Raw genomic sequence first — 24,962 nt, forward strand, 5'->3', positions numbered from 1 at the left:
TTTCTTCAATTAGTCAATCACTTCGCCAGTCTTCTTAGCGAAACGGACTTTCTTATCTCCGTCCATCTTGAAGCCAACGCGTGTAGGCTGACCGTTATGAAGTAACATAACATTTGAAGCATCGATAGGAGCTTCCTGCTCGATGATACCGCCTGCCTGGTTAGCCATGCTAGGCTTAACATGACGCTTAACCATGTTAACACCTTCAACTGTAACGGTGTTATTCTTCTTATCTACTGCGATAACCTTACCTTCGTTGTTAACATCGCCACCAGCAATGACACGAACTGTATCGCCCTTTTTAATTTTCATAGTTGCCATTCTACTCTTCCTCCTACAATACTTCTGGAGCGAGAGAAACAATCTTCATGAACTGCTTCTCACGAAGCTCTCTAGCTACAGGTCCAAAAATACGAGTTCCTCTTGGAGTCTTGTCATCTTTGATGATGACTGCAGCATTTTCATCAAACTTGATATAAGAACCATCTTTACGACGGGCACCTTTAACTGAACGAACAACTACTGCCTTAACAACGTCACCCTTCTTTACAACGCCACCTGGTGTTGCATCTTTAACGGTAGCAGTAATTACGTCGCCGATATTGGCATATCTTCTTGTAGATCCACCCATAACACGGATAACAAGGATTTCCTTTGCTCCTGTATTATCGGCTACCTTTAATCTACTTTCCTGTTGTACCATTATAGTAGCCTCCTTTAATTATTTTGCTCTTTCGATTACTTCTACAAGTCTCCATCTCTTATCCTTAGAGAGTGGTCTTGTCTCCATAACCTTTACAGTATCTCCGATGTGAGCATCGCCGTTCTCATCGTGAGCCTTAAGCTTATATGTCTTCTTAACGATCTTGTTGTAAAGTGGATGCTTTACATTGTCACGGATTGCAACAACGATTGTCTTATCCATCTTGTCGCTTACAACAACACCTGTACGTGTTTTTCTTAAGTTTCTTTCCACGTCTTTGTTCTCCTTTCAAATAGTTAAGATCCAAAACTAATTATGCGTTCTTCTCAGCTTCTGTGATAACAGTCTGAATACGAGCGATGTTACGACGAACCTCACGGATTCTTGCTGTATTGTCTAACTGATTTGTAGCATTCTGGAATCTTAAGTTGAAAAGTTCTTTCTTAGCTTCTACGAGCTGAGCGTTAAGCTCTGCTACTGAAGTGTTCTTTAAATCTTCTACGTACTTTGTATTCTTCATTATGCTTCACCGCCTTCTAAATCCTCACGGGAAACTATCTTGCACTTGCAAGGAAGTTTATGTGTAGCGAGACGAAGTGCTTCTCTAGCAACTTCCTCAGATACTCCTGAGATCTCGAATAATACACGGCCCGGCTTAACAACAGCTACCCAATATTCAAGTGTACCCTTACCTGAACCCATTCGAGTTTCAGCAGGTTTTGCAGTAACTGGCTTGTCTGGGAAAATCTTGATCCAAACTTTACCACCACGCTTAATGTAACGTGTCATAGCGATACGAGCTGCTTCGATTTGGTTTGACTTAATCCAAGCTGGCTCCATTGCAACGATACCATACTCACCGTATGAAATCTTATTTCCTCTTGAAGCTTTACCAGCCATGTTTCCACGGAACTGTTTTCTATGCTTCGCTCTCTTTGGCATTAACATATTATTCGGCTCCTCCTTCCACATTCTTCTTCTTTGGAAGTACTTCACCCTTATAGATCCATACCTTTACGCCAACCTTACCATAAGTAGTGTCAGCCTCAGCGAATCCATAATCAATATCAGCACGGAGTGTCTGAAGTGGAATAGTACCTTCGTTGTAAGACTCGCTACGTGCCATATCAGCACCACCAAGACGACCTGAACAGCTTGTCTTGATACCCTTGATGCCAGTCTTCATTGCTCTTGACATGCAAGACTTCATAGCTCTACGGAAAGATACACGGTTCTCAAGCTGACCTGCAATGTTCTCAGCAACAAGCTGTGCATCACGATCTGGTCTCTTGATTTCCTTAATATCTACAACAAGCTTATCGCTTGTCTGCTTCTGGAGCTCTGTCTTAATCTTGTCGATTTCAGCGCCGCCCTTACCGATAACTACGCCAGGCTTTGCTGTATAAACTGTAACCTTAACTCTACCAGCAGCACGCTCGATTTCAATCTTAGAAACGCCTGCAGCATAAAGCTTCTTCTTAAGAAATTTTCTGATATTATAGTCTTCAACTAAGTAGTCTGAGAAGTTCTCGCCCTCAGCATACCACTTAGAATCCCAGTCCTTAATAACACCGACTCTTAAGCCATGAGGATTAACTTTCTGTCCCATGTTTTGCCTCCTTAATTTTTCTGATCAAGCACTACTGTGATGTGGCTCATTCTCTTTTCGATTCTGTAAGCTCTACCCTGTGCTCTTGGTCTGATTCTCTTCATTGTAGGTCCCTTGTTTGCATAGCACTCAGCTACTACGAGGTCCTTACGATCTAAGCCGTTATTGTTCTCAGCGTTTGCAATAGCAGACTTAAGTAATTTTTCTATAACGCTTGAAGCGTATCTTGGATTGTACATTACGATAGCAAGTGCTGTATCAACATCCTTACCACGAATGGCATCAAGTACGAAACAAGCCTTCTGAACTGACATTCTAGCATAAGATAACTTTGCTGAAGGTCTTGTATCCTTTACATCGTTTCTCTCACGTTTAATTTGAGATCTATGTCCCTTAGCCATGATTAAAACTCCTTTCTGTTAATTAGCGTACCTTTGACTTCTTTTCGTCCTTGCCGTGACCTCTGTAGGTTCTAGTAGCAACGAACTCACCAAGCTTGTGTCCAACCATATCTTCTGTTACGTATACTGGGACATGCTTTCTTCCGTCATGTACTGCAATTGTATGTCCAACCATCTGTGGGAAGATTGTAGAACGACGTGACCATGTCTTGATAACTGACTTGTCGCCGTTTGCGTTCATAGCGTCAACCTTCTTTAATAAGCTTGCATCAGCAAATGGTCCTTTTTTTAATGAACGTGCCATGTGTATCCTCCTTACTTGATTGCTCTACCATCGCGTCTTCTTACGATGAGCTTGTTAGACTGCTTATGTTTCTTTCTAGTCTTGAGACCAAGAGCAGGCTTGCCCCAAGGTGTACATGGACCTGGACGTCCGATAGGAGCGCGGCCCTCACCACCACCATGTGGATGGTCATTAGGGTTCATAACAGAACCACGAACTGTAGGTCTGATACCCATGTGTCTCTTACGACCAGCTTTACCAATCTTAACAAGGTTGTGATCACCGTTACCGATAACACCGATAGATGCACGGCAGTTAAGAGGTACCATTCTCATTTCGCCTGAAGGAAGACGAAGTGTTGCATACTTTCCTTCCTTAGCCATGAGCTGAGCTGAGTTACCAGCTGAACGAACAAGCTGTCCGCCACGACCTGGATAAAGCTCGATATTGTGAATAAGTGTACCAACTGGAATCTTCTCAAGTGGTAAGCAGTTACCAACTCTAACTTCAGCGTCAGCACCGTTCATAACTGTCATGCCGTCTGTAAGACCAGCTGGAGCAAGGATGTAAGCCTTCTCACCATCTGCGTAGCAGATAAGAGCGATGTTAGCTGTTCTGTTTGGATCGTACTCGATACCAATTACCTTTGCAGGAATTCCATCCTTATTTCTCTTGAAATCGATAAGTCTATATTTCTGTCTGTTACCGCCACCGTGATGTCTAACGGTAATCTTACCCTGATTATTACGACCAGCGTGCTTCTTTAATGAAACAACAAGTGACTTCTCTGGAGATGCCTTTGTGATCTCAGCGAAATCTGAACCAGTCATATTTCTTCTAGAAGGTGTATATGGGTTATATGTCTTAATTCCCATTTTAGTTCTCCTTTCATGTACTCGTTTATTATCGCGCTCGACTGCGCATACATTAATTTACTCTTGCCTTTAGGCTAAATCTTAAAGACCTGAGAAAATTTCGATATCTTTGCTATCAGCTGTAAGCTGTACGATAGCCTTCTTTGTCTTTGCTGTCTTTCCGTAAGTCATTCCACGTCTCTTTGTCTTGCCATCAGCGTTCATTGTGTTAACTGAAGCAACCTTTACTCCGTCGAACATCTTCTCAACAGCGTCCTTAATCATTGTCTTGTTAGCTTCTGGATGAACTAAGAATGTGTACTTCTTCTCAGCCATAGCGTTCATTGACTTTTCTGTGATTACAGGCTTTAGGATTACGTCATAATATTGTACATTTGCCATTATGCATATACCTCCTGAATCTGATCTACAGCAGCCTTTGTTACAACTACTGTGTTGTACTTAAGGATGTCATAAACGTTGATTGTGTTTGTAAGAGCTGTCTTTACTGTAGGAATGTTCTTTGCAGACATAACTACGTTCTTGTCGTTTGTATCAAGAACTACAAGAGCCTTTTCAACGTTAAGGTTTGTAAGAACCTTTGCAAAATCCTTTGTCTTAATCTCGTTTAACTTAAGCTCGTCAACAACGATGAACTTGTTCTCGTTAACTGCAGAAGTGAGAACTGACTTAAGAGCTGCTCTCTTTTCCTTCTTGTTGAGCTTAAATGTATAATCTCTTGGTGTTGGAGCGAATACTACGCCACCACCTGTCCACTGTGGAGATCTTGTAGAACCCTGTCTTGCATGACCTGTTCCCTTCTGTCTCCAAGGTTTTCTACCACCACCAGAAACCTCAGAACGTGTCTTAGCTTTCTGTGTTCCCTGACGGTTATTTGCAAGCTGCTGGACAACTGCCATGTGAACTAAATGTTCGTTGATCTCAACTGCGAAGATGCTGTCGTTAAGATCCATGGTGCCAACTTCTTTGCCTTCCATATTGTATACGGATACTTTAGCCATCGCTAAGTTCCTCCTTTCCTATCGTAAGATTACTTTCCTGCTTTAACTGACTCTTTGATTGTTACAAGAGACTTCTTTGGTCCTGGAACAGCACCCTTTACTAAAAGCAGATTGTTTTCAACGTCAACACGTACAATCTCAAGATTCTGGATTGTAACTCTTGTTCCGCCCATCTGACCAGGCATTCCCTTGCCCTTGAATACACGGCTAGGTGATGAACATGCACCGTTTGAACCCTGATGTCTGTGGAACTTAGAACCGTGAGCCATAGGTCCTCTGTGCTGACCTAATCTCTTGATAGCACCCTGGAATCCCTTGCCCTTTGATGTAGCTGTTGCATCTACCTTGTCACCAGCCTCAAAGATATCAGCCTTGATTTCCTGAGCGAGTGCATAATCTGCACAATTATCAAATCTGAACTCTCTAACAAATCTCTTTGGCTCAACACCAGCCTTATCGAAGTGACCCTTCTCAGGCTTGTTTACGCCATTACGATGAATGATTTCTTTGCGTCCGTTAGCATCCTTATTAACAAGCTTAACCTTCTTGTCGATAAAGCCTACCTGAACTGCATCGTAACCGTCGTTTTCTACTGTTTTGATCTGTGTAACAACACAAGGACCAGCAGAAAGAACAGTTACAGGAATAAGCTCGCCGCCTTCACTGAAGACCTGAGTCATTCCGACCTTTGTAGCTAAAATAGCTTTCTTCATGTTTCTTACCTCCATTTTCTACAGCGGAACGCTTCTTGCCCAACTTAATAACTGGGGTAGCGGAACCGTTCATCCTAGAACAGTGTCATATAAGTGGAACTAGATAAGAAATCTAAGTTGCTTCTATATAAAACCATCTTGGATGTTTACAAAATTTGTTTCGAACTCAATTACTTGTTTTTGATGCTGATTTCAACACCTGCTGGCATCTCTAACTTAGAAAGTGCTTCAACAGTCTTCTGTGTTGGATCGATGACATCAATCAATCTCTTATGAGTTCTCTGCTCGAACTGCTCACGAGAGTCTTTGTACTTATGTACAGCTCTAAGAATTGTAACAACTTCCTTCTTTGTTGGAAGAGGTACTGGACCACTAACCTGTGCTCCGTTCTTCTTAACAGTCTCGATGATTTTCTTGGCAGATGAATCTACTAACTCGTGGTCATAAGCCTTGAGTGTGATTCTCATAACTTGATTTGCCATAAAAAAAGTCTCCTCCTTTTTCGTTTTTCTTCTTTCTGAAAAAGCGAACAAGTGGCGACTGTACACTTACCCGTGTGTTTCATGCTTCAATTTTTAAAAATCGAATCAAGTTCTCACACGTCGTCTCCGCAAAGCGGACGGTTTTCTGTTGTACAGTGACTTGTCGTCAGTTTCCTAACTTGACATTCGCTCCACGGAAAACCAACCACAGCAAGCTGGGTTGCAACCTCACGCTTCATCGCTATCATGTCACAGCAAGTAATAATATACACGAGAAAGGGGGTATCTGCAAGAAAAAGTAAGAAATAATTGTATTTTATTAAGAACAATCCATATTTCAACTATATATTGTGGTCAAAATAAGAAACGACCACAAAAAGCCATTGAAGAATAATAAAGTTTTCGTATAATTACTAAGTCAACATATTATATAGATAAGAGGTAACGAAATGCAAGTAGCAAATAATTGGAAAGATTATGAAATTATAGATTGCTCCTCAGGAGAAAAGCTAGAACGCTGGGGAGACTACATTTTACTTCGTCCAGATCCACAGGTAATCTGGAACACTAAAAAAAGCTCTCCTTATTATAAGAAGCTAAACGGTCACTATCATCGATCTAACAAAGGTGGCGGTGAATGGGAATTCTTTGATTTACCTGAGCAGTGGACCATCAGCTACCCTATTTGTGAACACAATCTTACATTTAATATTAAGCCATTTGCATTTAAGCATACAGGAATCTTTCCTGAGCAGGCTGTAAACTGGGATTGGTTCTCTTCTATTATTAATAAGGAAATAAAAGAAAAGAATCGTCCTGTTAAGGTCCTTAACCTTTTCGCATACACAGGCGGTGCTACACTTGCTGCTGCAGCTGCTGGTGCACAGGTTACTCATGTAGATGCTTCAAAGGGTATGGTTGGATGGGCTAAAGAAAACGCCATCTCATCTGGCCTCGGTGACGCACCTATCAGATGGCTTGTAGATGATTGCCGTAAGTTTGTTGAAAGAGAAATCAGACGCGGAAACAAATACGACGGTATCATTATGGATCCTCCTTCATATGGAAGAGGTGCTAAGAATGAGATTTGGAAGATTGAGGATGATATCTTCCCATTCATCGAGCTTTGCGAGCAGGTTTTATCAGATGATGCATTATTCTTCTTAGTTAACTCATACACTACTGGCCTTCAGCCCGCAGTACTTAACTACATGATTAGCACTGCTTTATTAAAGAAGCACCCTGGTACAGTTACAGCTGATGAAATTGGTTTGCCTGTAACAGATACAGGTCTTGTACTTCCATGCGGAGCTAGTGGACGTTGGATTAGAGCATAATAGAAATTACTATAATATAGAAGGAACGAGCACAATGGAAGAAACAACTAAAATTAATCCACTGGGCACTGAGCCAGTTGGAACACTTCTTAGAAAATTTGCGATACCAAGCATTATCGCCATGCTTGTAGGTTCTCTGTACAACATGGTGGATCAGCTTTTCATTGGAAACTTTGTAGGGCCTTTAGGTAATGGTGCCACAAACATTCAGTTTCCATTATCAATACTTAACGTATCTATTGCGCTTTTATGCGGTATCGGTTCTGCTTCTACTTTCAACCTTGCAATGGGTAGAGGCGAGACCAAACGAGCTGGTTATTATATAGGTAATGCTGTATCAGTTATGCTGATTGGAGGTCTTCTCCTTACAGCTATTACAGAAATATTCCTTGAGCCTATTCTTTTAGGCTGTGGCGCTACAGAAAATATTCTGCCTTATGCCATGGAATATTCAAGAGTCTGTGCTTTAGGCTATCCACTTTTTATCTTATCAGCTGGTGGGGCCCACATCGTTAGAGCAGACGGAAGTCCTAATATGACAATGGCCATCAACCTGACTGGTGCCATCATCAATACAGTATTAGACTTTTTATTTGTAGCAGTATTTGGATGGGGAATGAAAGGCGCTGCTGTTGCTACCATCATCGGACAATACATAGCAGGTATCATGGTGCTTGTTTATCTTACAAAGTTTAAGACTGTTAAGCTTGAAAAGAAGCACTTTGTTCCTAACATACATATTATTGCAGCTGTAACATCACTTGGAGCTGCACCATTCATTAACCAGATTGCTATGATGCTTGTGCAGATTGTAATGAACCACGTTATGGGTCACTACGGTGCACAGTCAATTTACGGTTCAGATATTCCTATCACTTGTGCAGGAATCATTTCCAAGGTAAACGGTATATGCTTCTCGTTTGTAATTGGTATCTCACAGGGATTGCAGCCAATCATCAGCTTTAACTACGGTGCCAAGAATTACAAGCGAGTTAAGGATGCTTACCACTTAGCTATTAAATTAGCTTTTTGCATAACAACAATCAGCTGGCTTTGCTTCCAGCTCTTCCCACGCCAGATTGTTTCAATCTTCGGTTCAGGAAGTGACCTTTACTTCGATTTTTGTACTAAATACTTTAGAATATTCCTATTTGGTATTTGTACTGCTTTCCTACAGCCACTTTCATCAAACTTCTTTACATCAATTGGAAAGCCATACAAAGGAATTTTCATGTCACTTACAAGACAGGTTCTTTTCCTTACACCACTTATCATTTGCTTGCCACTTATCTTTGGCTTCAACGGTGTACTTTTCGCAGGACCTATTGCAGATGTACTTTCATTCATCGTATGCTTCACTCTTGTAAGACGAGAGTTCAATCACCCTGAATTCAAAACAACAAAATAAATATAAAAAGAATCACCCCAGTTTCCTATATAAGCTAATAGGACTGGGGTGATTTTATTTAGGAGATGCAACGACATATTCAATGCCGTCTACCTTAATAGTTTCAACATCATCAAGGGTACTGAAAATGCTCTCTTCAACATAATTGAATTTCTCAGGCTCGCGGCCACGCTCAAGGCTTTGTATTAAGGCTGCGACTCTAGGGCCATGAAGTGGATTACATTCGCCGATGCATGCAATCTTACCTTCCTTAGCATATGCCAAGGCCTCTCTATTGATTCCATCAAAGGAAAGAACCATTATCTCTCCGTTTTTAATATCTGCACCAGCAGTTAAGCCTGCTGACTCGATTGCCTTAATGGCGCCGATTGCTTCGTTGTCGTTTTCACAGTATACAACGTTTATATTATCGTATTCACGAAGTAATTCGCTCATTACCTCGCGGCCCTTTTCCTGGGTGAAATCTGCGTCCTTTAGGGCCACAATATCCCAGCCGTGTTCTATGGCTGCCTCGTTTAATCCGCGGGAGCGACCTAGCTGCGCTGTGGAACCGAGGGTTCCCTGCAAATCAACTATATGAAGATCTTCTGAAGGAATATCGTTAGCTAAGGTGTATTGGTATAGCCATTCGCAAACCTTTTTCCCTTCAAGCTCGAAATCTGAACCAATCCAGCACTGATATAAGGACCTGTCTGCCACATCAACCATACGGTCAACAAGTATAACAGGAATCTTAGCCTCCTTCGCCTCCTCAAGAACTGAATCCCAACCTGTTTCCATAACAGGGGCAAGGACGATGTAATCAACATCCTGCTGGATAAATGTACGGATTGCAGTTATTTGATTAGTCTGCTTCTGCTGGCCATCGTTGAATACTAGATTATAGCCATTGTTTATAGAAAAAGCTTCCTTCATGGATGCAGTGTTGGCGCTACGCCAATCAGATTCTGCACCAAGCTGGGAAAATCCAACAACTATCCTTCCATCATCCTCATTTTCAGTTTGCTCTGTCAGAACATCTTGTTCCGTGTTAACAGGACGACTGCTCCCGCAGCCAGCCAAAACCAGCAACGAGAGCAGAAGCCACATAAAAGTCTTTTTATTTTTCATAAGTATTATACTGCCTTTAATGCCTTCTTCTTATTAGCCATGATAACAGACTGAATCAAAAGGAACAAGCATAGCATTGCAGCAATTGTAATTCCTGTCCACCAAGCCTGGTCGAAACCTGCTGATGAAACGATGTTTTGGATGGTGCTAAGTGAAAGAACACCAAATAATGTTCCGATAATATTTCCAACACCACCTGTAAGCATTGTGCCACCGATGATTGATGAAGCGATTGCGTTCATTTCCATACCCATGGCATGAGATGCTGCACCAGAACCTACGTGGAGGAAATATACATATCCACCGATGCCAGCTAATACTGAGCAGATAAGGTGTGATAAGAACTTTGTACGTTTTACATTGATACCAAGCATCAAAGCGCTTTGCTTGTTACCACCAACAGCGTAGAAGCTGCGACCAAGCTTTGTCCAACGTAACACTACAAAAAGTACAAGCACAATGATAATTGCAACAACAACTCCGATTTCAACATAAGCAGGAACATATGCACCAAGCTTGTTTGTTGAACCCATTCCTGGAACGTTGATACGTGTAAGCTTTAATGCTACGAACTTTTCGTTTGAAACGTTGAATGGTGCTGTGTTAACTATTGTTGTCATACCTCTGGCAAAGAACATACCTGCAAGAGATACGATAAATGGCTGGATATCTAAGTATGCTACTAAAACACCCTGAACGATTCCATAAGCAAGTCCAATTCCAAGGGCAATAAGTACTGAGCCAAAGATTGAACCATCATGATAATCCAAATAAACTGCGCAGCACATTGATACAAGGGCTACAACACCACCGATTGAAATATCGATTCCACCTGTTATCATTACAAGGCTCATGCCGCAGGATGTAATGATAAGCGCTGCATTTGCGTTCAAAATATTGAAGAATGCCTGTGGCTTAGTGAAGGCTCCACCAAGAATTAATGCAGCTCCAATATACATAAGAACAAATACTACTATTGTGATTGAAAGAAGGAGATTTGTATCGCTAACACGTTTGAAGATACTTTCCTTATTTGCCTTTTCCATTATGCCACCTCCTTCTTGTTTACAAACTTTTTGCTAAGCTGTCCAAGATAATCACGTACAGTTGGAGCTGAGAATACAACAAGGATAATAACTACAACTGCCTTGTATGCAGCAAGTGCATCAGAGCTTACCTCAAACTTGTAAAGAGTTGTTGTCAAGAACTGGATGACGTATGCAGCTAAAATTGAAGCCCAGATATTGAACTTACCACCTGAAAGTGAGTTACCACCAAGGGCAACTGCAAGGATGGCATCCATTTCGATATCCTTTGCAATTACTGAATAGTTAATTGTTGAAAGACGGCTTACCTTGATTAATGCTGCTACAGCAACACACAATCCTAAAATAACAAACGCTAGAACCTTGATTACTGTTGGATTGATACCGTTAAGTCTTGAAGACTTTTCGTTGATACCAACAGCCTGTGTATAAAGTCCTAAGTTTGTGAACTTAAGAACTAATGCAATGATGATAATGCATGCAATTGCAATAAATACTGTTGTTGGAATTGGGATTCCTGGAATGAATCCACCAAAATATGCAAACTTTGGATCTGGAACGATTGGAAGCTCATTGTTGTTAATCCAAGCTGCGATTGAACGTCCAGCTGTGAACAAAATCAATGTTGCAATCATTGGCTGAATCTTAAATATGGCTACCAATACACCGTTGAACAATCCGCAAAGCATTCCAACTACACATGCTACCAAAAATGCTACGATTACAGGGGCAGCTAATTCTGTAGGTCTTGCAACACCGCCGCAAAGTACCCTAAGCATTGCAGAGCCTGCGATGGCAATTGTTGCACCAACGGAAATATCCTGTCCACCAGATGCCGCTGTAACAAGTGTCATACCAATTGCAAGGATTGCAAGCTCTGAGCCGTAATCCAAAATAGTAATAAGGTAACCAGATAAAACTGGGTTGCCTGCGTTGTTAAGTCCCATTGTAACCTTGAAGAAGGTTGGATCATGGAACAGGTTTATAAGTGCAAGTAACACTAATGCTAAAAGCGGAATAAACATCTGATTAGAAATCAGCCTTCGCCAAAAGTTGTTGTCTTTGTTTGTTTTACTCATTTTCGCTTTCACCTCCGGCTATGGTTTTCATAATCTTGTTCTGGCTCAAATCATCCTCTGTTAACTCGCCAACGATTTTGCGATCACGAAGAACGATAAGTCTTGAACAAGTACGGAGCATTTCGTCTGTTTCTGAAGAAATGAATGTAACACTCATACCCTCTGAAGCAAGCTCCAATACAAGCTTCTGAATATCTACCTTTGTACCAACGTCGATACCACGTGTTGGCTCGTCAAGGATGAGATATTCTGGGTGCATAAGCAACCAACGAGCTAAGATTACCTTCTGCTGATTTCCACCTGATAATGATTTGATTGGTGTATCAGCTGAAGCAGTCTTGATATTCAGTTTTTTAATATATTCATCTGCAAATTTATATTGCTCGGCCTTTGAGAATGGCTTGAAGAATCCAGTTAGAACCTGAAGTGCTAAGATAATATTCTCCCTAACTGACAAATCTCCAATGATACCGTCAACCTTTCTATCCTCTGGAAGATATGCAATGCCGTTTTTCATTGCATCAAGAGGCTTTTGGATTTTAACATCCTTGCCGTGAACCTTAACCTTTCCAGATAGAACTCTGTCGGCACCAAAGATAGCACGGACGCTTTCTGATCTACCAGATCCAAGCAATCCGATAAAGCCGTTAACTTCACCCTTTTTAATGTAGAAATCAAATGGCTCGATGCCTGCATCACTCTGCAAGCCCTCTGCCTCAAAAATAGTTTCACCTGCGTCACTTCCGCTGTAAGTTTCATGCTCGCCCTTAATGTCTGAAAGGTCATCCATTTCCTTTCCAAGCATCTTTGCTACCAGCTGAACGCGAGGTAAATCTTTTATTTCATACTCTCCCACTAACTGACCGTCGCGAAGAACTGTAATCTTGTCACATACCTCATACACCTGGTCAAGGAAATGTGTAACGAAGATGATTCCAACTCCTCTTGCCTTTAGGTCACGCATTAATCCGAATAGCTTTTCAACTTCCTGTGCATCAAGTGATGATGTTGGCTCATCAAGGATTAATACCTTACAATCCATGTCTACCGCTCTTGCGATGGCAACCATCTGCTGAACTGCGATAGAGCAGCTTGCTAACTGCTGTGTTGCAGACGCTGGAATATCAAGTGATTTTAATATACGGTCTGCATCCTCATTCATTTTTTTCCAATTTGTAAAAGCACCTTCGGTACGTCCAATATACATATTTTCTGCAACCGTAAGGTTTGGACACAATGTAATTTCCTGATATACGGTACTGATACCGCTACGCTGTGCGTCCTGTGGTGAGTGAATCTGAACTTCACCCAATCCTTTCAAGCTAATAGTTCCTTCGTCCTTTGTGTAAACTCCGGTAAGGACCTTAATTAATGTAGATTTTCCCGCACCATTTTCCCCCATCAAAGCGTGAATCTCACCTTCATTCAAGGAAAAATCCACATTTGCTAAGGCTCGAACACCAGGAAAACTTTTGCAAATGCCACGCATTTCAAGTACTCTGTTGTCTTTCACCGGCTTATCTCCCTAATCTCTTTTTTGAAAGAGGCGCGGAAATCCGCGCCTCATGAATTACTATAGTTACAATGACAATTAGATTCCGTATGTATCAACGTCTTCCTGTGTAATTGTCTCAGCATCGAAGCCCTTCTCTTCCATGATTACAACCTTCTCTGCTGGAGCGCTTCCACTTTCGATTGTCTTGATGATTTCATCAATGTATGAAGCCTGGAATGGGTTGCACTGTCCATCATAGTTCCAGTTCTGAGCAAGAAGCTCTTCAAGTGCCCACTTGTTGCAGTCAAAGCCCATAACGATTACGTCTTTGCCAACACCGTGTGAGATACCAGCTGCATCAAGAGCTGCTACAGCACCCTTAGCCATATCATCGTTCTCAGCGTAGATTACGTTGAAGTCCTTACCAGCATCGATCTGTGACTGAACGATCTGCTGTGCCTTCTCTGCGTTCCACTCAGCTGTCTGCTGTGCTACGATTTCCCAGTTGCTTTCTGCTGCTACCTTGTCATCAAGAGCGCCTGAACGACCCTGCTGTGCTGCAGAACCCATAACACCCTGAATGTGGATAACCTTGTAGCTGTCTAAGCCCTGACCCTCAAGCCACTTAACTGCTGTCTCACCTTCTTTGTCCATATCAGATACGATAGAAGCATCATAGAGGCTCTCATCAGCATCGATTGTACGGTCAAATAAGATTACGTGGATACCAGCATCCTTAGCATCCTGAAGTACGCTGTCCCAACCAGCTGTATCAGCTGCAGAAAGAAGTAAGTAATCAACATCATCCTGGATGAACTGCTGAGCTGCCTGAATCTGCTCATCGTTCTTTAAGCTGTATGCGAATGATGCATCATAGCCATTCTCCTTTGTGAACATTGCCTTTAAGTCAGCATCGTTAGCTGTACGATAACCAGACTCGTTAGGATCGTTGTTGATGATACCAACCTTGATTAAATCACCAGAAGCTTCTGTTGTCTCCTCTGTAGTAGCTGCTGTATCGCTACTTGTGTCACCTGTTGCTGCTGCATCGCCGCTGTCGCTGCCGCCGCATGCTACAAGACCCATTGTCATTGCAGCAACCATCATCATTGCTAAAACTTTTCTCTTCATTTTTCCCCTCCTTATTAGGTCTAATTGATTTATGGGATTTCCCCCTTGTTGAGATTATCTTAGCCCAGAAGGTTGGGATTTTACATTGATAAAAAAAAGTTTCTTGTTTGATTTTTTATTCCGTTTTTTGTAAAGTTTGATTTTCTACGATTTCGGTAGAATTTTTAGGGAGATGGACAGTCACCTTAGTGCCTTCCTGGTATTTACTGTCCACAACCAAACCGTAATCCTCTCCAAGATTAAGGCGAATACGTTCATTTACATTGTAAAGACCATAAAGAATGTTTTCCTCTGGAACACTTTCCAGCAAGCCATTGTTTACTGCTGCAAGGCGTTCCTCAGTCATGCCGATTCCATCATCTGCTACTTCTATATAGTAGGAATCCACAGTCTCCCATCCTTTTATAGTGATTTTTCCACCGCCACGTTTATTTTTTATACCATGATAAAGGGCATTTTCCACAAGTGGCTGAAGTGTAATTTTAGGAAGCCTGTTAGAAAACAGCTCCTCCGGCACATCTATTTCATATCGCAAAATATCCAAATATCTAATCTGCTGAATTTCCAGATAACTGGTAACATGCTGCAAATCTTCCTTAACGGTTACGATTTCTTTACCCTTATTAAGAGATGTTCTGAAGAAATCTGAAAGACTGCCTACCATGGCAATTACCTGCTTTTGATTGCCCGCCTCTGCGGACCAGACAATGGCATCCAATGTGTTGTACAAAAAGTGTGGATTAATCTGAGCCTGCAGCAATTCAAACTCCGCCTTTCGAAGCTGGCGCTGTTCCGCTCTAACCTGTTTTTCGATAGGCTCTGTGATTTGGATTGGTACAAAGATGGAATACACAACCAATATAGAAATAATAACCATGAAAAAGCACACTGCAATTCTCATGAAATTAATTACATGAGCCCTGTTATTTTCCTGGGCAGTTTGCAGTTCCCTGTTTTCGTAGTAGATGTATTCGTTGATGGTATTTTGCACTAGGCCCGTTACAATTTGCACATCGTTTTCCCAGATGACCATATTTTCTTCGTATCGACCTTCAGTCTCAAGATTAGAAACAATTCTTTTGTTGTAGGTTTCCAGATTGTCCAGATATTTTTCAGCACTCTCCAAACGTTTTCTATTGTCATCGGTATCGGTGTACTGCTCAAGATTTTCAACTACACGTCTGGCATCAGTAAGAAGCCCCGGAAGCAGCGACTGCTCTGGGGTCTTGTTACCAACAATCAAAAGATATGTTTCATAGTCGTAATCATTTTTAAAATCCAATGAGAACTCGCTGGCCGTCACAACGGAGTTAAGCATTTTGTCGTATCTGGAATTTGTTTCCCAAAGATTGTAAAAAACGTAGCCCAAGAAAAACAGGATTGGAATCAGCAAAAACAAATACGACATTCTTATTTGAAGTGCAAGCTTTCCCTGCTCTTTTTCGCTATTTTTGCTTCTCATTTCACTTCCTCTTTAGCTGTTCCACGATACTGTGTAGGTGTCATCCCCTGTGCCTTCTTAAAAGCATAAGAGAAATAATGAGAATCCTTGTAGCCTACCATAGTTGCTATTTCGCTACTCTTTTTGCTAGTGCAGCGCAACAGCTCCTTAGCCTTAGTAATACGATAGTCTGTAAGATATTTTATGAAAGGCTGGCCTGTCTGCTGGCGGAAAACTGCGCTCAAATGATTTGGCGAAAAGTTTACGTATGCCGCCAATGTATTAAGGGAGAACTCCTCATCTGCATAGTTTTCCTCTATAAATTCGATGGCATCTCTAACCACATCATGATATCTGCTCTTAGATTTTTCCTCCCGAAGATTAATTGCCGCATCAATTATTCGCTTCATGTAGCCTACCGCATTTTCCTTATTAAACATTATGCCCTTGTCGGAATCAAAGGATTCAATAAGGTTGCGGGATGCACCGATTTCATTTTCCACAAAATCAACTACAGTAAGATAGGTATCCATTGTCAGATACTGGCGGAACATGGTGGAATTCATGACACTGGCACCAAGCTCTCTAATAAATTCCTCAACGAAGAAGGTTACCTCGTTGCAGTCACCTCTGCGAAGGAACTCTATAACACGTTCATGTGCCATCTGCTTAGGATTAAGATCTGACAAAGACAGGTCATCATTTTCCTGAGCTAAGTGCTCGTTACCCCAGATGAATTTATTGGTCTCGCCTAAATGACGATGGGCAAATCCACGTCCTGCGCTATCAAATGACTCTGGGATCTCAGTGATATGGGTAACGGTTTTGCCTACACCTGCGAAGAATCTTATGTGACGATTCTCCTCAAACATGGACTCCATCTTGTTTATGCATTCCTTTAAAAGAGCATCCATCTGCTCATTTGAATCTGCCTTAAATAAAAATGCCTTGCCTTCCAGATGACGATCGAAAAGCAAAGCATTTTTCTCCTCGGCCATCTGTTTTAATCTGTCTTCCATAGAAACAACGGTTCCAGAGTATTCCTCCATATCGTGTCTATCAGACCAGACCTTCAACAAAAGTATGTTGTAGCAAACTGCAGAAAGATCTAAGGACAAATCTCTTGCCTCGCCCATGAGACTAACTGTGTCTCTTCCGCCAGTTACCAATGAGTCGAAGAACCTAAGCTTTTCAGCCAGATTCTTTTCCTCCATTTCTCTTTCGTACTTTTCTACAATGGCCAATTCTTCTTTTTTATCTTTTATTTTTTGACCAAGGCTTTCCAATTCTTCTACTAATTTTTCACCGCTAATAGGCTTGCCTAAATATTTGGCAACGCCGATGTTCAACGCCTCCTGGGCATAGGCAAACTCCTCGTAGCCTGTGAGCAGGATGATTTCTGTAGAAGAATGCTCCTCCTTAATCATTTTGGACAAAGTTAGTCCATCCATAAATGGCATTTTGATATCCGTAATTACGATATCAGGAAGCTCCTTTCTAATCATAGGAAGTGCCACCTCGCCGTCACCAGCTTCACCGCAGAATTCGAAGCCGTGACCCTTCCAATCAATGTTGTTCTTGATTGATTCGCGGACAAAATACTCGTCCTCAACTAAAAAAACCTTTAACATAAATTCCCCCAATAAAACAACTACTTACAAACAATCTGGTTACGACCGCCCTCCTTAGCCTCGTACAGATTGGCATCAGCTCTGCTTAAAGCCTCATCGCTTGATTCTCCTGGAATCATTGCCGTTAAGCCAAAGCTCATTGTTATTTGTCTGTCGGTATCTGGCACATAGATGGTTCGAATATCATCCATTATTATTGATAGTTCTCGCTTGGCTATATCAAGCTCACGATTATCAAAAATAAGCAGGAATTCCTCGCCGCCCCATCTAGCCGCAAAGCCTTTGCCGACCATTCCCTTTTTTAGTTTAGCCGCCACCATTCTAAGGACCTCATCACCCATTTCATGTCCGTAGGTGTCGTTAACCTTTTTAAAGAAATCGATATCCGCAATACATACACAGTATTTCATTCCCATTTCTACTATGCGAACCCTTATTTCTTCTAACTTCTTGTCTGCAGAACGTCGATTGTTTAACTCAGTTAAGGCATCAAATTCAACGAGATTCTTAAGTGCTCTGGCCATCTTTTTACCATCATTGGCCAGACTCTTGATTTCGTCATCCTCTGCCATCAGCTCGCGAGGCATTTCGTAATCGAAATCACCATTTGCCAGCTTGTTCATGTATCTGTCCATCTTATGGATTCGCTCCGCTAACTTTTTATTGAAGCACACCATGATAATGCCAAAGAAGATTGCTACAATTAAGCAGATTCCAATAATCGGCAAAACGTATTTGAAAACAGAGCTTTGAACATCCTCCGCTGAACGGCAAACTGCAATCATACCAAGCTTTTCACCGTTTTCGCCAAAAACTGGCATATAGTATGCGAAGCTTTTTCTATCATATACCATTACATTATCATAAAATTTGCTTTCGCCCGTGTCATACACTTCGTTCTTAACAACGGCCGCAGCCTTAGTCCCCATGGCACTGTTGCCTTCTGAATCCACAAGTGTAGTGAGAACTCTTACGTCCTCATAGAATATAGACACATCAATATTTCGTCTTTTCGAAAGCATCGACATAAGAGTGTTTTCACCATTCAGTAGCTGGTCCCCTTTGTATATTACCAGCTCTCCTTTGGTTTCATCTCTTTCGATATGAAAATCGCCATTATAAAATTTATCAAAAATAAGGCTTACTAAATCCGCATCATTTATCAGCTCTTTTTGAATATGATCTGTGATGGATTTTCTGACGATGCTGGCAGAAACTGCCACAATGGCAACTGTCATAAGTGTTAACGGAATCAGTGTCATCTTCAGCATCTGCTTTTTAAGACTGTTTTTTAACCCACTATCTGCCATACCCCTCTCCTTTTCAAAGCAAAAAAGAGTAGGCGATAAAGCCTACTCTTCAAAATTACTCTTGTGTTTTTAAGAACTCAGATAGCATTTTAAATAGAGCATCTGCAGTAGCTTCAACGCCCATCAGGGAGCTGTTAATACAGAAATCATAACCCCTGCTATCTCCCCATTTCATTTTCGAATAATAGTTGTGGTAAGCCTTTCGCTTTTTGTCGTGACGATACATTTTTGCCTTAGCTTCGATTTTATTAAGCTTGTAAAGTCGGCAAATTCGCTCAGTCTTAGCTGCCTCATCACCCCTGATAAAAAGAGATATAAGTGCTGGGTTGTCTCTAAGGACATTTTCCGCACATCTTCCTACCACCACAAAGCTTTCTCCGCTTTCAGCCTTCTCTCTGATAAAATCGAACTGCAGCTTTGCTATTGTATCCTGCACACTAGAAGAATGACCGCGTACTGTACGAACAAGTCCCTGACGCTTCATTTCCTCATGCTTGTGCAAATCCTCTGCGTCTATTCCATTTCTTTCCGCCATTTGATCAAGCATATTGCGATCATACATTGGAATGTTAAATTGTTCTGCAAGGCGGCTGGCAATTTCATGACCGCCGCTACCATATTCTCTACCAACTGAAATGATAAATTGCCCCATAAACTACCCCCTCTTCAGTATTATCTATATTATTATTTTAAATGATTGTTGAACATAAGTCGAGATAATTGTCTTCTATATTCAGTTATAAATCTACAAATATCTGAAAAAGATGTTTATCATTGAGATAACAAGCACAATAATTGTACCTGGCACAAGTTCCTTGCAGTATGTTGCCCAACTGATAGGATAACCTTCCTTACCTGCTGTAGAAATACCTACAACGTTAGCGCTGGCACCGATTGGAGTCATGCTGCCGCCGATATCTGTACCGATAGCAAGTGTCCAAGCCATTGTGGAAAGGTCTACACCTGTAGTAGCTGCAAGTGTTCTGATAACTGGAATCATTGTAGCTGAGAATGGAATGTTATCAATAAATGCTGATGCAAATGCACTTACCCAAAGGATGATTGCAATCATAAGATGAGCATTACCACCTGATACCTTAGCAATGAATTCTGCAATAACTACTAATACACCTGTCTCCTCAAGTCCACCGACTACGATGAAAAGACCGATGAAGAATAACAATGTATGATAATCTACTCTCTTAAGAAGAGTAAGGGCCTTACGTCCTGCTGTTGCAAGAGTGATAAATGCAATAAATGTACCGATAAATGCAACTGTAAGACCAGTCATTGAATGTGTAATGAGAAGCGCAATTGCAACAAGGAAGATAATTGTGCTAGTTAAAAATTCCTTCATGTTATCAATTTTAACTTCAACATTGATTGTGCTTGGGTCTACCTTATCGGCAGGATCCTGCAATCTGTTTCTCATTGTTAAATAGAAATACAAAATGATTACAACAAGTGAAATAGCACCGATTGCACCAGTGTTTTCTACGAAATCTGCAAAGGAATATCCAAGTGATGTTCCGATGATGATGTTTGGTGGATCACCACACATAGTTGCACTTCCGCCTAAGTTTGCGCAGAAGATTTCTGCCATAATTACAGGTACTGGATTGAACTTAAGAGTTCTGGCAAGTCGAATTGTAACTGCTGCCAAGAACAAAATAACTGTAATGGAATCGATAAACATAGCAAGAAACGATGAAAGAATCATGAATGATACAAAGATTCTAACTGGTTCAAACTTTGCAAGCTTAGCGATTTTAAGACATAACCAATCGAAGAAGCCGGCTTCTGCCATGCCTTCGACCATTACCATCATGCCCCATAAGAATATGATAGTAGCCCAGTTGACACCAGAGGTCTGTTCTGCTGACTCGCCTGCTGTATGCCAAAAGTTACGTGTAAAAATCCCTTTCACTGCCAGTGTGTTTAAAAATGCCTCCATGCTACGCATTCCGATACCAAAAACGAAAATGCTGGTAAGCGCGCCACAGCCTAAAGTGACATAGTGCTTTGGGAATCTGTCCCATACAATAAGCACAAACATAGCCACAAAAATGACTATAGCCATAATTTCTGCTAACATAAATTACTCCCTTCATATACCAATATTTCTTCATATATTGTATACGAGGGGAGCAGATTTTTAAAGCAATATTTAATTAAATCTCAGCGCTATCCATGAGTTTTTTCATTGATGCAGAGTTCTTAATATTTGAAAGGACATTAATAACAGCCTGCTGCAAATCTCCTAAAGCAAGATAAGCGCCTCTGTTGATTCCTTTATATACAACAGCCTTGCCTCCATCTGTGAAATCCTCCACCTTACATAGGCCAAGTTCCTGATATCTAAGGACATTTTCATTTAATGGAACATCTGCTGCAACAGTGGTTCTAACGTAATCCGTACCATCCTTGTCTGGTAAGAATGAGCCCCATTTATAGTACTGAATCATAGGGTCACCGTATTTATATGCCTTTTCTACCTTTTTGACGAAGCCATCCTCTGCAAATTCAGGTGTTGTCTCCATCATAGCCTGAAGCAATTCATCTGGATCAAAGCCTGGCATTATCAAATCGCAGCCTGCGTGGATATCGTAAGGCTTCTCTGATAGAGAGCCCCAGTCAGACAGTACAAAGCCTGTAAAGCCCCAGTCCTTTCTAAGGATCTGGGTGTTAAGTCCTCTGTCAGATGAAGAATAAACTCCGTTAATCCTGTTGCCAGAATTAAGAATTCCAGCAGGTGAGGACATGAAGTTGCAAACTGAAAAGGCTCTTAAATAGATTTCGCCAAATGCACGTCTTGAAACATTAATGTTTACATCTGCTGTGCCAGTTTCCTGATTATATGTGGCTAGATTCTTTAATATTACGTTTCGGCCTTCATATCTTTTTATTCCCATAACAAGTCCGCCACCCATTGTACCTGCAAGAGTTGGGTCCTCTGAATAGAATTCGTAGGCACGACTTCTCATAGGATTTCTGTGGATATTAAGAGCTGGCGCAAGGCAAAAATCGATGTCGTAATATTCCATCTCGCGGCCCATGGCTCTACCCATTCTAACCATAGCCCCCATATCCCATGTCTGGGCCATATTCATTGGCGATGGGAAATTGGTACAAGGCACCTCATCGATTCTAAGGCCTGATGGACCATCTGCAATATTAACAGCAGGAATGCCCAGTGTTGAAGTAAACTGGGATGTTGTACGACTTGATATCTTATATTTATATTTATCAACGTTAACATCAACCTTCAGTCTGGACTCGCTATCTATCTTAGTCTCCCCGGTTGCACCTGCAACTATTCTGGCCATAATCTCTGGAGATAGTGAAGATACAAATTCTTCAATGGTGAACTTACCTCTCACCACATCAAAAAATGTTGCAACGCCGCATGGCTTAACATACTTTATACTCTCATGGGCTGCAAATGGCATAGCATACGAATTTTCGTTGATATATGACACATACTTACTGCCCTCTTGGACATAGGTGGTAAATTCTGTAGACTGTGGAACGAATTTGTTCTCAGAATTATAATCGTCACCTTTTAGAGACGCTGACATTATAAAGCCTGTATTTTCCTGCTTTCTTTCAGGCGCCTGGATAAATTCCAATGGCTTTTTCAGTTCTATTACATTTGAAACGCTTTTTATTGTTGTGAATTTATCTAGCACAACCTTTGCGCAAAGTTCAGTATCTCTTGAATTAACACCTAATCTGAATAGATAATCACCAGCTTCCATTACCCAGCCTGTGGATTCTTCATCGAATGAGCACAATGCCATTATTGGAATCTTTAATGTGATTTCTTCTGACTCGCCTGGCTTTAGCTTGCCTGTTTTGGCGAAGCCTACCAGTATCTGATAAGGCTTGTCGATATTACCCTTAGGCTGAGAGCAATAAACCTGTACTACCTGGCGACCTGCATGGCTTCCTGTGTTTGTAACCTTTACACGAAGCATGATTGATATCCAGCTAGCCTCGAAATATTCAAGCTTTATATCGAAGGTGGTATAGCTAAGTCCATACCCAAAAGGATATAAAGGCGCAACATCAAAGGTATCAAAATATCGATACCCTACGTAAACACCTTCCTTATAATCAATCTCATTGTTCTTTGAATTTTTATTTGTGACAGCTGAGCTGTAGCAGGTTGAATAATCCTTGTACTTCTTTGCCCATGTTGCAGTCAATCGACCACATGGATTAACAGCACCAGTTAGCACATCGGCTAAAGAATTACCAGCTTCCATACCTGGAATTCCCATTAAAACAATAGCCTTAACATTCTTTGCTCTGGCAAGCTGCCCCATTTCAATCATGTTTGTGTTAAGCACAAGAATAACATTTTCAAATGCCTCAAGCACCAGCTTAAGATTTGCCTGTTCAATATCGGAAATACGATATTCCCTCTCAAGCAGAGGACCTGCCCCAACCAAATTGTGTCTGATGACATAAATACAGGTATCAGTTCCAAGGACAGCTTCTGCGATATCAGCCTTTGTGATTAGAACCTCAGGGGTCTCATATTTTTTTCCGGCAAAAGAATTCTTCTTAGATAATGCTCTTACTTTTTTATCTTCTGGCTTGACTGCCTTTTCCATCTTTTCAAGCCATGTATCTGTAGAAAACGTAAATCCGTTTCCTAATAAACCATCTTTTACGCTTACATTTCCATCCGTATATACGTAATTAAAAAATAAACCAGTGTAAATGGTGTCAACTGCCCCTGCACCAAATAATGCTATTTTTCCTTTATTCATAGGAAGAATACCATTATTTTTAAGCAAAACCATACTATCAGCGCCTAAAGCCCTAACTGCACTTCTATTCTCAGGAAACTGCATCTTTCCCGAGCGCGACAGAATATTTTTGATGTCATCTAACTTCATACCAATAATAACTCCCAAAAAACTAGTAATTCCTTCTTTAAATTCTATTATACTATTTTATTTTATAATTGAATATGATACTATTTTTCTATTTAAAATCTGTGATAGAATTGTTAAACTTAAACGTACAGGAGGATTTTTTATGCTTAAAGACATGTTTGACCGAGATTCATCCCTATCATTTGAGGTGTTCCCTCCAAAAAAGGAAGCGGATTTTTCCAATTGCTACAACATTTTGGATTCGCTGGCCACACTTAATCCTGACTTTATCAGTGTTACATATGGCGCCGGCGGAAGCAACTCCAAAAAAACTGTAGAAATTGCATCTTATATCCAAAACAACCTTCACACTGATGCCATGGCGCATCTCACTTGTGTTGGTTCCACTGAGGAAGATATTTTAAATGTTACTGATGAACTAAAAAAAGTTGGCGTTAATCATGTGCTTGCCCTCAGAGGAGACAAGCCTAAGAACATGTCCGACGAACAATTTGAACAAAGAATCTTTCCACATGCAACTGATTTGATTCAGTTTCTTAATAAAAAAACTGATTTAGATATTTCAGCATCATGTTATCCTGAAAAGCATCCTGAGGCCATTTCCATGGACAGCGACATCGCCTTCATGAAGATGAAGCAGGACATGGGTGCAAAGATGTTTATATCTCAGCTTTTCTTTGACAATACTGATTTTTACAGATTCGTAGAACGTGCCAAGAATGCCGAAATCACAGTTCCAATCGTTGCTGGTATCATGCCAATAACATCTGCCAAGCAGATTGGCTCAACTGTTACATTAGCAGGCTCATCTGTTCCAAAGGCACTTGCAGATATTTGTGCTAAATATGGTGATTCACCAGAAGACATGAGAGCCGCCGGCATCGAATACGCCGTTAATCAAATCAATGATTTAAAACGTTGCGGCATGGGGCACATCCACATCTACTGTATGAACAAGCCTAAAATGACAGCAGAAATTTGTGACGCAATCAAATAGGAG

Annotated in this window: 27 protein-coding genes; 3 read left to right on the forward strand and 24 right to left on the reverse strand. The window is 41.1% G+C overall.

From position 1 onward, the window contains the following. Positions 1-9: 9 nt before the first annotated feature. The 13 genes from rplX to rpsJ all read right to left on the reverse strand — a co-directional run bounded on the left by rplX (position 10) and on the right by rpsJ (position 6,067). The gene (gene rplX / locus G611_RS0102055) at positions 10-321 is read right to left on the reverse strand and encodes a 50S ribosomal protein L24 (RefSeq protein WP_015548349.1); all 312 of its coding nucleotides are present in this window, start codon (positions 319-321) and stop codon (positions 10-12) included. Positions 322-334: 13 nt separating this feature from the next. Beyond that, positions 335-703 carry a 50S ribosomal protein L14 gene (rplN, locus tag G611_RS0102060; protein WP_015548350.1) on the reverse strand — a complete coding sequence of 123 codons (369 nt, stop codon included), beginning with the start codon at positions 701-703 and terminating at the stop codon, positions 335-337. An 18-nt stretch (positions 704-721) separates the two neighbouring features. Continuing rightward, positions 722-976, reverse strand: a complete 255-nt coding sequence (rpsQ, locus tag G611_RS0102065; RefSeq protein ID WP_028234423.1) for a 30S ribosomal protein S17 — start codon at positions 974-976, stop codon at positions 722-724. 40 nt (positions 977-1,016) lie between these two features. Continuing rightward, positions 1,017-1,223, reverse strand: coding sequence for a 50S ribosomal protein L29 (rpmC, locus tag G611_RS0102070; RefSeq protein WP_015548351.1), 207 nt, complete (start codon positions 1,221-1,223; stop codon positions 1,017-1,019). Then, positions 1,223-1,651 carry a 50S ribosomal protein L16 gene (gene rplP / locus G611_RS0102075; RefSeq protein ID WP_028234424.1) on the reverse strand — a complete coding sequence of 143 codons (429 nt, stop codon included), beginning with the start codon at positions 1,649-1,651 and terminating at the stop codon, positions 1,223-1,225. Before rplP ends, rpmC begins: the two co-directional genes overlap by 1 nt. Before the next feature lies 1 nt (position 1,652). Then, positions 1,653-2,312, reverse strand: coding sequence for a 30S ribosomal protein S3 (rpsC, locus tag G611_RS0102080; RefSeq protein WP_028234425.1), 660 nt, complete (start codon positions 2,310-2,312; stop codon positions 1,653-1,655). An 11-nt stretch (positions 2,313-2,323) separates the two neighbouring features. Continuing rightward, positions 2,324-2,713 (reverse strand): 50S ribosomal protein L22, encoded by a 390-nt coding sequence (gene rplV, locus G611_RS13590; protein ID WP_036947839.1) that lies wholly within the window; start codon positions 2,711-2,713, stop codon positions 2,324-2,326. 22 nt (positions 2,714-2,735) lie between these two features. Beyond that, positions 2,736-3,017 (reverse strand): 30S ribosomal protein S19, encoded by a 282-nt coding sequence (gene rpsS / locus G611_RS0102090; protein ID WP_028242197.1) that lies wholly within the window; start codon positions 3,015-3,017, stop codon positions 2,736-2,738. Positions 3,018-3,028: 11 nt separating this feature from the next. Beyond that, complete coding sequence (gene rplB / locus G611_RS0102095; protein ID WP_028242198.1) at positions 3,029-3,871, reverse strand: 50S ribosomal protein L2; 843 nt, start codon at positions 3,869-3,871, stop codon at positions 3,029-3,031. An 81-nt stretch (positions 3,872-3,952) separates the two neighbouring features. Next, a complete protein-coding gene (gene rplW, locus G611_RS0102100) occupies positions 3,953-4,252 on the reverse strand; it encodes a 50S ribosomal protein L23 (protein ID WP_028242199.1) in 300 nt (99 codons plus the stop codon). Further along, positions 4,252-4,872: a 50S ribosomal protein L4 gene (rplD, locus tag G611_RS0102105; RefSeq protein ID WP_028242200.1), complete on the reverse strand. Its 621-nt coding sequence runs from the start codon at positions 4,870-4,872 to the stop codon at positions 4,252-4,254. The genes rplW and rplD overlap by 1 nt, the downstream gene beginning before the upstream one ends. Positions 4,873-4,901: 29 nt before the next feature. Beyond that, positions 4,902-5,585 carry a 50S ribosomal protein L3 gene (rplC, locus tag G611_RS0102110; RefSeq protein WP_028242201.1) on the reverse strand — a complete coding sequence of 228 codons (684 nt, stop codon included), beginning with the start codon at positions 5,583-5,585 and terminating at the stop codon, positions 4,902-4,904. 170 nt (positions 5,586-5,755) lie between these two features. Continuing rightward, entirely contained in the window at positions 5,756-6,067 is a 312-nt protein-coding gene (gene rpsJ, locus G611_RS0102115; protein WP_015548360.1) for a 30S ribosomal protein S10, read from the reverse strand. A gap of 449 nt (positions 6,068-6,516) precedes the next feature. Between rpsJ and G611_RS0102120 the strand changes: the two genes are divergently transcribed. Together G611_RS0102120 and G611_RS13595 are read left to right on the forward strand one after the other, a co-directional pair. Next, positions 6,517-7,404: a class I SAM-dependent methyltransferase gene (locus tag G611_RS0102120; RefSeq protein WP_028242202.1), complete on the forward strand. Its 888-nt coding sequence runs from the start codon at positions 6,517-6,519 to the stop codon at positions 7,402-7,404. A gap of 34 nt (positions 7,405-7,438) precedes the next feature. Further along, entirely contained in the window at positions 7,439-8,812 is a 1,374-nt protein-coding gene (locus G611_RS13595) for an MATE family efflux transporter (RefSeq protein WP_036947842.1), read from the forward strand. 54 nt (positions 8,813-8,866) lie between these two features. On the opposite strand, the gene G611_RS13600 is transcribed toward G611_RS13595, so the two are convergent. The 11 genes from G611_RS13600 to G611_RS0102180 form a co-directional block, all read right to left on the reverse strand. Next, entirely contained in the window at positions 8,867-9,922 is a 1,056-nt protein-coding gene (locus tag G611_RS13600; RefSeq protein WP_036947845.1) for an ABC transporter substrate-binding protein, read from the reverse strand. A gap of 5 nt (positions 9,923-9,927) precedes the next feature. Next, a complete protein-coding gene (locus G611_RS0102135; protein WP_036947847.1) occupies positions 9,928-10,968 on the reverse strand; it encodes an ABC transporter permease subunit in 1,041 nt (346 codons plus the stop codon). Beyond that, positions 10,968-12,047 (reverse strand): ABC transporter permease, encoded by a 1,080-nt coding sequence (locus tag G611_RS0102140; RefSeq protein WP_028242204.1) that lies wholly within the window; start codon positions 12,045-12,047, stop codon positions 10,968-10,970. The genes G611_RS0102135 and G611_RS0102140 overlap by 1 nt, the downstream gene beginning before the upstream one ends. After that, positions 12,040-13,560, reverse strand: coding sequence for a sugar ABC transporter ATP-binding protein (locus tag G611_RS0102145; protein ID WP_028242205.1), 1,521 nt, complete (start codon positions 13,558-13,560; stop codon positions 12,040-12,042). The genes G611_RS0102140 and G611_RS0102145 overlap by 8 nt, the downstream gene beginning before the upstream one ends. A gap of 78 nt (positions 13,561-13,638) precedes the next feature. After that, positions 13,639-14,673, reverse strand: coding sequence for a substrate-binding domain-containing protein (locus tag G611_RS0102150; protein ID WP_028242206.1), 1,035 nt, complete (start codon positions 14,671-14,673; stop codon positions 13,639-13,641). 115 nt (positions 14,674-14,788) lie between these two features. Further along, on the reverse strand, positions 14,789-16,135 hold the full coding sequence (locus G611_RS0102155; protein ID WP_028242207.1) for a sensor histidine kinase: 1,347 nt from the start codon (positions 16,133-16,135) through the stop codon (positions 14,789-14,791). Further along, positions 16,132-17,745, reverse strand: a complete 1,614-nt coding sequence (locus tag G611_RS0102160; protein ID WP_036947851.1) for a response regulator — start codon at positions 17,743-17,745, stop codon at positions 16,132-16,134. The genes G611_RS0102155 and G611_RS0102160 overlap by 4 nt, the downstream gene beginning before the upstream one ends. Positions 17,746-17,765: 20 nt before the next feature. Beyond that, positions 17,766-19,055, reverse strand: coding sequence for a diguanylate cyclase domain-containing protein (locus G611_RS15080; RefSeq protein WP_051195013.1), 1,290 nt, complete (start codon positions 19,053-19,055; stop codon positions 17,766-17,768). 55 nt (positions 19,056-19,110) lie between these two features. Beyond that, positions 19,111-19,707: an AAA family ATPase gene (locus tag G611_RS0102170; protein WP_028242209.1), complete on the reverse strand. Its 597-nt coding sequence runs from the start codon at positions 19,705-19,707 to the stop codon at positions 19,111-19,113. A 93-nt stretch (positions 19,708-19,800) separates the two neighbouring features. Then, a complete protein-coding gene (locus tag G611_RS0102175) occupies positions 19,801-21,150 on the reverse strand; it encodes an SLC13 family permease (RefSeq protein WP_028242210.1) in 1,350 nt (449 codons plus the stop codon). Between the two features lie 76 nt (positions 21,151-21,226). After that, positions 21,227-23,962, reverse strand: a complete 2,736-nt coding sequence (locus G611_RS0102180) for a glycoside hydrolase family 3 protein (RefSeq protein WP_028242211.1) — start codon at positions 23,960-23,962, stop codon at positions 21,227-21,229. Positions 23,963-24,104: 142 nt separating this feature from the next. On the opposite strand from G611_RS0102180, the gene metF reads away from it, so the two are divergent. Further along, entirely contained in the window at positions 24,105-24,959 is an 855-nt protein-coding gene (gene metF, locus G611_RS0102185; protein ID WP_028242212.1) for a methylenetetrahydrofolate reductase [NAD(P)H], read from the forward strand. The last annotated feature ends 3 nt before the right edge of the window (positions 24,960-24,962 follow it).

The organism is Pseudobutyrivibrio ruminis AD2017 (assembly GCF_000424305.1).
GTDB classification, from domain to species: Bacteria; Bacillota; Clostridia; order Lachnospirales; family Lachnospiraceae; genus Pseudobutyrivibrio; species Pseudobutyrivibrio ruminis_B.

Bases quoted from the DNA above. Each gene is read 5' to 3' on its own strand.
- G611_RS0102155 (WP_028242207.1), bottom strand. From the start codon at position 16,135: ATGAGAAGCAAAAATAGCGAAAAAGAGCAGGGAAAGCTTGCACTTCAA.
- G611_RS0102120 (WP_028242202.1), top strand. From the start codon at position 6,517: ATGCAAGTAGCAAATAATTGGAAAGATTATGAAATTATAGATTGCTCC.
- rplX (WP_015548349.1), bottom strand. From the start codon at position 321: ATGGCAACTATGAAAATTAAAAAGGGCGATACAGTTCGTGTCATTGCT.
- G611_RS15080 (WP_051195013.1), bottom strand. From the start codon at position 19,055: ATGGCAGATAGTGGGTTAAAAAACAGTCTTAAAAAGCAGATGCTGAAG.
- G611_RS0102175 (WP_028242210.1), bottom strand. From the start codon at position 21,150: ATGTTAGCAGAAATTATGGCTATAGTCATTTTTGTGGCTATGTTTGTG.
- G611_RS0102135 (WP_036947847.1), bottom strand. From the start codon at position 10,968: ATGGAAAAGGCAAATAAGGAAAGTATCTTCAAACGTGTTAGCGATACA.
- rpsC (WP_028234425.1), bottom strand. From the start codon at position 2,312: ATGGGACAGAAAGTTAATCCTCATGGCTTAAGAGTCGGTGTTATTAAG.
- G611_RS0102150 (WP_028242206.1), bottom strand. From the start codon at position 14,673: ATGAAGAGAAAAGTTTTAGCAATGATGATGGTTGCTGCAATGACAATG.
- G611_RS13595 (WP_036947842.1), top strand. From the start codon at position 7,439: ATGGAAGAAACAACTAAAATTAATCCACTGGGCACTGAGCCAGTTGGA.
- rplP (WP_028234424.1), bottom strand. From the start codon at position 1,651: ATGTTAATGCCAAAGAGAGCGAAGCATAGAAAACAGTTCCGTGGAAAC.
- rplW (WP_028242199.1), bottom strand. From the start codon at position 4,252: ATGGCAAATGTACAATATTATGACGTAATCCTAAAGCCTGTAATCACA.
- G611_RS0102170 (WP_028242209.1), bottom strand. From the start codon at position 19,707: ATGGGGCAATTTATCATTTCAGTTGGTAGAGAATATGGTAGCGGCGGT.
- rplV (WP_036947839.1), bottom strand. From the start codon at position 2,713: ATGGCTAAGGGACATAGATCTCAAATTAAACGTGAGAGAAACGATGTA.
- rplC (WP_028242201.1), bottom strand. From the start codon at position 5,585: ATGAAGAAAGCTATTTTAGCTACAAAGGTCGGAATGACTCAGGTCTTC.
- metF (WP_028242212.1), top strand. From the start codon at position 24,105: ATGCTTAAAGACATGTTTGACCGAGATTCATCCCTATCATTTGAGGTG.
- rplD (WP_028242200.1), bottom strand. From the start codon at position 4,872: ATGGCTAAAGTATCCGTATACAATATGGAAGGCAAAGAAGTTGGCACC.
- rpsS (WP_028242197.1), bottom strand. From the start codon at position 3,017: ATGGCACGTTCATTAAAAAAAGGACCATTTGCTGATGCAAGCTTATTA.
- rpsJ (WP_015548360.1), bottom strand. From the start codon at position 6,067: ATGGCAAATCAAGTTATGAGAATCACACTCAAGGCTTATGACCACGAG.
- G611_RS0102180 (WP_028242211.1), bottom strand. From the start codon at position 23,962: ATGAAGTTAGATGACATCAAAAATATTCTGTCGCGCTCGGGAAAGATG.
- G611_RS13600 (WP_036947845.1), bottom strand. From the start codon at position 9,922: ATGAAAAATAAAAAGACTTTTATGTGGCTTCTGCTCTCGTTGCTGGTT.
- rplB (WP_028242198.1), bottom strand. From the start codon at position 3,871: ATGGGAATTAAGACATATAACCCATATACACCTTCTAGAAGAAATATG.
- rpmC (WP_015548351.1), bottom strand. From the start codon at position 1,223: ATGAAGAATACAAAGTACGTAGAAGATTTAAAGAACACTTCAGTAGCA.
- G611_RS0102160 (WP_036947851.1), bottom strand. From the start codon at position 17,745: ATGTTAAAGGTTTTTTTAGTTGAGGACGAGTATTTTGTCCGCGAATCA.
- G611_RS0102140 (WP_028242204.1), bottom strand. From the start codon at position 12,047: ATGAGTAAAACAAACAAAGACAACAACTTTTGGCGAAGGCTGATTTCT.
- rplN (WP_015548350.1), bottom strand. From the start codon at position 703: ATGGTACAACAGGAAAGTAGATTAAAGGTAGCCGATAATACAGGAGCA.